The sequence below is a fragment of the Prevotella rectalis genome, assembly GCF_900607215.1.
Classification (GTDB): Bacteria; Bacteroidota; Bacteroidia; order Bacteroidales; family Bacteroidaceae; genus Prevotella; species Prevotella brunnea.
In genome coordinates this window covers 1,142,473-1,147,385 of sequence record NZ_LR027822.1, presented here as the reverse complement: position 1 = coordinate 1,147,385, position 4,913 = coordinate 1,142,473, and the positions used below count along the sequence as shown (strand labels likewise).

At 42.9% G+C, this 4,913-nt stretch carries 5 protein-coding genes and 1 pseudogene; 5 read left to right on the top strand and 1 reads right to left on the bottom strand.

The genetic code is table 11. The features are described 5' to 3' along the window. The 5 genes from E0E16_RS13175 to E0E16_RS13155 form a co-directional block, all read left to right on the top strand. Positions 1-350: helix-turn-helix domain-containing protein (locus E0E16_RS13175; RefSeq protein ID WP_255418186.1), on the top strand; the 350-nt coding region annotated here is incomplete at its 5' end. A 6-nt stretch (positions 351-356) separates the two neighbouring features. Further along, entirely contained in the window at positions 357-737 is a 381-nt protein-coding gene (locus tag E0E16_RS13170; protein ID WP_025064767.1) for a MerR family transcriptional regulator, read from the top strand. Further along, positions 734-1,807 (top strand): hypothetical protein, encoded by a 1,074-nt coding sequence (locus E0E16_RS13165; protein WP_130830615.1) that lies wholly within the window; start codon positions 734-736, stop codon positions 1,805-1,807. Before E0E16_RS13170 ends, E0E16_RS13165 begins: the two co-directional genes overlap by 4 nt. Further along, complete coding sequence (locus tag E0E16_RS13160) at positions 1,795-2,103, top strand: helix-turn-helix domain-containing protein (protein ID WP_007173247.1); 309 nt, start codon at positions 1,795-1,797, stop codon at positions 2,101-2,103. Before E0E16_RS13165 ends, E0E16_RS13160 begins: the two co-directional genes overlap by 13 nt. A gap of 162 nt (positions 2,104-2,265) precedes the next feature. After that, positions 2,266-3,192, top strand: a complete 927-nt coding sequence (locus tag E0E16_RS13155; protein ID WP_007173248.1) for an Abi family protein — start codon at positions 2,266-2,268, stop codon at positions 3,190-3,192. Positions 3,193-3,297: 105 nt separating this feature from the next. On the opposite strand, the pseudogene E0E16_RS13150 reads toward E0E16_RS13155, so the two are convergent. After that, positions 3,298-4,818 (bottom strand): annotated as a pseudogene (locus E0E16_RS13150) (helicase-related protein); the annotation flags it as partial. Between the last annotated feature and the right edge of the window lie 95 nt (positions 4,819-4,913).

Below are 4,913 nucleotides of genomic sequence, written 5' to 3'. Positions count from 1 at the left end.
GTAACTTTATACATATGAAACAGTTGCACAAAACCCTAAAGGAAAAGCGAGAGCATGAAGGATACTCACAGGAGTATATCGCTGAAAAACTGAAAGTTAGCTCAAGTACCATCTCAAGATGGGAAACAGGAGCTGTATCCATGAGTATAGTACAAATTTGTAGCTATGCCAAAGTTTTGGAAATGGATGAGGGCGATCTGCTTGCATCCATTGCAAGGAGAAGAAGAGAAATACCACCCCCATTTATCCGACTGGGCATTGACGTGTTTGACGAGGAGACTTATGGAAAAATAATGGATCTCGCCAAGGAATTGGGACCGCAGCACATTATCTTACAAACCAAACTGTGATGACATATGGAAATAATAGCAGTAGAAAGCCAAGCCTATCAAGAACTGATAGACAGGCTCAACCGAATTGAGCAGTATGTTGAGCGCACCTCCCGTCTTATCCAAGACATTGACGACGAGCTGGAGATGACCACGAAAGACCTTATCGGGACTCTGAATGTTTCAGAGTCCACCCTTTACCGTTGGCGCAAGAAGCAGTTGGTGAGGTATCGCTACACCGAGGGTGGTGATGTGCGTTATTTTTTCAAGTCTATCGTGATTGCCACGAAATGCAACCGCCTCCGTGTTTCCGGTATGAGGAATGACGAGGTTCTTGGTCGGCTCAACCGTTTCAAGGACAATCTTATCATGAGTTCATGTCTTAATCCTAAAAACAGACAACTATGATAGAAAAAGAACAGATTCTTTTGCTTACCCAAGGAGGTTTGAATGTATTTTCCCATTTCCTTGGTTTTGAGGTGAATCCTCACCGAAACTTCCGTAGCCCCTTTTATGACGACAAACGGGCTTCCTGTCATATTTACTATGATAGGAAAACTTCTTCGTATAAATTCTATGATCATGGCGATACCACCTATTCAGGGGATTGCTTTTGGTTTGTGGCAACGTTACGTAGTTTGAATCTGAAAACGAATTTTCCCGAGGTTTTGGAAATCATCGTACAAGAACTTGGATTGTATTCTTTATGTGATGCCGAAAAGCATAACAAGCATATCACACCGTCATATAAAAATCCTATAGCCTCCAGTCCTACGGTCGAAAAGACCAAGCGGACGGAAGAACGTCCATATAGTTTCGAGATACAGCCATTTGACGATGGACTGCTGAACTATTGGGCGCATTATGGTATCCATGAAGATACACTCCGGCTTTTTCGGGTACGGAGTCTTAAACGGTATGAGAGCGTATCTGCCGAGGGCAAGAAGTTTGAACTTCACAGTTCACCGACAGAACCGATATTTGCCTATATCGGAAACGCAGGGATTTACAACACCTGCATCATCTGCGTGCTGCACTTCGTGCCAAATGGTATCAAACTCCGTGGGCATATTGGCTCCGAACTTCAACGCAAGGCGGCAGGCATTCTCTCCATAGAGAAAGATGACAATCCTGAATACTCTGTGGTGAAAGCTCTGAAAGTCCGTGACGGAAGTCCGTTGGACGTACCGATGATGCTTTTCGGCTGGGATAAGGCTGAGGACATGCACGTCTATCGTGGCGAGAAATCTAAAGAGGACAAGGAAAAGCGCAAGGCTGATGAACTCATTGCCGTTGTCAAAGAAGCCTTCCGAAATTCTTTCAAGCTCACTTACCAAGAGCTTTGTGAGGTTCTGATGCGCGAAATGGAAATCAAGGAAAGAACCGCAAAGAAGTACATCGCCTATATGAAAGAACAACGTATCTTGGCACAAGATACCAATGGTAACTATCAAAAAGGAGAACTATGCCGTACATAGATTATAAAACCGAAGACACTTGGCAAAAACGCCTGTTCGACAAGCTGATAAGCGTCGAGGATAAACTCGACCGCCTGCTGATCCTGCAAGAGCAATCTGTTGATACAACTGTCCATCCTCCCCTGAAACCGGAATATCTGGATATCATAGATGTATCCAAGATACTCAAAGTAGAACAAAAGACCATCTATAATTGGGTGTGGGCAGGAAAAATTCCCTATCTTAAAGCCAATGGCAGGTTACTTTTTCTTCGGGAAGAGATAGATAAAATGGTACGGAAGCGAGATGATTGGTAATTTTTATCACTTAAAAAATATCTGCAATTATTTTGCTGAAACAAAAAAAATACTTACCTTTGCAATCAGAAAGTTAGTTGTGGATTTCCACACTCAAAGATAACAGTACTCGCTTGGCATACCGTAAGATCTGCTGGCGAGTCATTTTTTTTTATAGATACTATGGCGAATAAAGAATCACGTTCCATTCAGGAACAAATCGATTTACTGAAGCATAGAGGCATGATTATAGAAGATGAGGAGTTTGCCCATCTTCATTTAAGTCATATCAGCTACTACCGTTTGAAGGGGTATTGGTGGGATATGCAAACAGACAAAGAACGGCATATATTCAAGAATGACGCCAATTTTAAGGACGTTATCGCACGATATTTCTTTGATAAGGAGTTGCGTCTTATCTTGTTCGATGCCATTGAAGCCATAGAGATTGCGTTGCGGACGAAGATGATTTATCATCTTTCACAATCATACGGTGGGCTGTACTATATGGATAAGGGACTTTTCAACAATGAAGAGCTCCAACAGCAACATATACATGATCTGATGGGCGAGTTTATGCGTAGCAGTGAGATTTTCATAAAAGACTACAAATGCAAATATGGAGTGTGGGAGGACAGAAAATGTATATCTCTTACCCAACAGCCTGACGCATGGATTATTTTTGAAGTTGCGACTTTTGGAACACTTTCAAAGATATATAAGAATCTTAATCATCAGTTACCGGAAAAGGCAAGAATTGCCAATGAATTCGGACTTAATATGCATACAGAACTCTCAAGCTGGCTTGAAGCCATCTCCTATTTGAGAAATATTGTCGCCCATCATTCAAGAGTATGGAGTCGAAATATGGTAAAACGTCCAATGGATATTAGTAATCCAAGAGGCATTTGGCTGCAACATCCTCTTTCGGAATTCTCTAAAAAGAAGCCATTTCTAATCATTACTTCCATGTTATACTTGTGCAATGCTATCAATGCTGGAGATACATATAAGAGAAAGACAATCTCACTGATAGAGAAAAATCCGGACATTCCTATTTATAAGATAGGTTTTCCAGACCATTGGAATAGGGAATCTATCTGGCAATAATTTTGTACGGGAATTTCAATTGCAATATTCCCGTACTTTATTTATGTCTACTAAAAAAAAATGAAAGTAAGACATTTTTGCTTCCATTGGATAATAAACATGCGTTTAGTGTCTCCATTTGGGTCTGAAGTTTTGTGAACGATTGTCTTCTTCCTTGTCATGAGTAGGATAACTCTCGTTCTTTACTCCAGCTGAGTGATTGTTGTTAGACAAATTCTCTCCTTGGTTTACTTTCTCCGTCTCTTCTTTTTCCTCCTCTGGCGGTGCAAGCGTAAGCGCAATCTTTCTGTCCAATTCTGCTGCCTCCCTCTTGAGCACACGCAGTTCGCTCTCTTTCTTCCATGAGCCCTTGGCTATATTGGTGTAAACGTCTTTGTTGGCTGCTGCCTTTGCCATTTCCTTCTCATGCGACTCTATCACCTTCGGAATACGCTCCAAGGCATTTACGAAGTTCTCACACGCAAGTTTCGGGTCTGCCGCTAATTTACCGTTATTATAGGTATAGTAGATACTTTCCTGTCCCTTGACAAAGAAGCGGTTCACAGAGCAGTCGAACAAGTCCTTGGAAGTGCTCTCCGTCTTGACCATGATGGAAAAGCCGTAAACCTCGCCAATCTTGTTGTACTCACCCTTGGTACGTGCTTTCTCGTCAATCTCGTGCAGACGAGCGGCGATGACCTTTATGTCGGTGCTGTCCTCCACACCTTTGATTGTCAGTTTATTGACGGGCAGTCCTTCCTTGTCCCGCTCCACACGCTGCTCAAAGCAAGCCAAGTCAGCTTTAGCTTCCTTAATCTTGTCGGAATGGAAGGACACGGAACTCTCAATCTCTGCCAGCTTGCCCGTTGCGGCATCACGCTCACGGAGAAAGTTCTTGCGCTCTGATTCCAAGGTGGTAATCTTCTTGTCAAGTCTTGCTTTTTCCAAAAGGTCGGTATTGCCCGAAAGCACTGCTACATACTCGGAGAAGTTCATGCCACTGTCCTCGTCCATTGAACCCTCATCAATGGTACGACTGCCAAGCGTATTCGTCTTCAGCTGATTGATGAACAGCTGCTTATTGTGCAGCAGGTTGAACTTGTAGCTGTCCAAGGAACGCTCTACGGCATAGATAATCACATCGACCTTGTTGTTCGCAAACTCCTTGGCAACAAGATTTCCCTTTCGGATGGCACGCCCGTTACGCTGTTCCAGATCCGACGGTCGCCACGGCGTGTCAAGTTGATGGACCGCTACTGCCCGCTGCTGTGCGTTCACACCTGTGCCCAACATGGATGTAGAACCGAAGATAATGCGGATGTCGCCACGGTTCATCGCATCCACCATCGCTTTCTTGGCTTTCTCATTCTTGCATTCCTGAATGAAGCGTATTTCATAGGATGGAATATGATAATCCTCTACCAACTTTCTCTTGATTTCAGAATAGATGTTGAACTCTCCGCCAGGCTTGTAAGTACCTAAATCAGAGAACACGAACTGCGTTCCTTTCTGTGCATCGTACTTTTGGTAATAGTCATTGAGCATCTTGGCACAGTGACTTGCCTTGTTGTCGATATGATCTGAGTAAGCATTTTCATCAATCATGCGTAAATCCAAGCTCATCTTTCGAGCATAATCAGTTGTTAAGAATCAAGGGAAACAGAGGGAAAAGCAAGGAATGTAACTATTTGAAATATCATCATTTAGCATTTTTATGCCATTATCGAGTTAGGCGAAAGGAA

Coding starts and splice junctions, on each gene's coding strand:
- E0E16_RS13165 (WP_130830615.1), top strand. CDS start 734: ATGATAGAAAAAGAACAGATTCTTTTGCTTACCCAAGGAGGTTTGAAT.
- E0E16_RS13160 (WP_007173247.1), top strand. CDS start 1,795: ATGCCGTACATAGATTATAAAACCGAAGACACTTGGCAAAAACGCCTG.
- E0E16_RS13155 (WP_007173248.1), top strand. CDS start 2,266: ATGGCGAATAAAGAATCACGTTCCATTCAGGAACAAATCGATTTACTG.
- E0E16_RS13170 (WP_025064767.1), top strand. CDS start 357: ATGGAAATAATAGCAGTAGAAAGCCAAGCCTATCAAGAACTGATAGAC.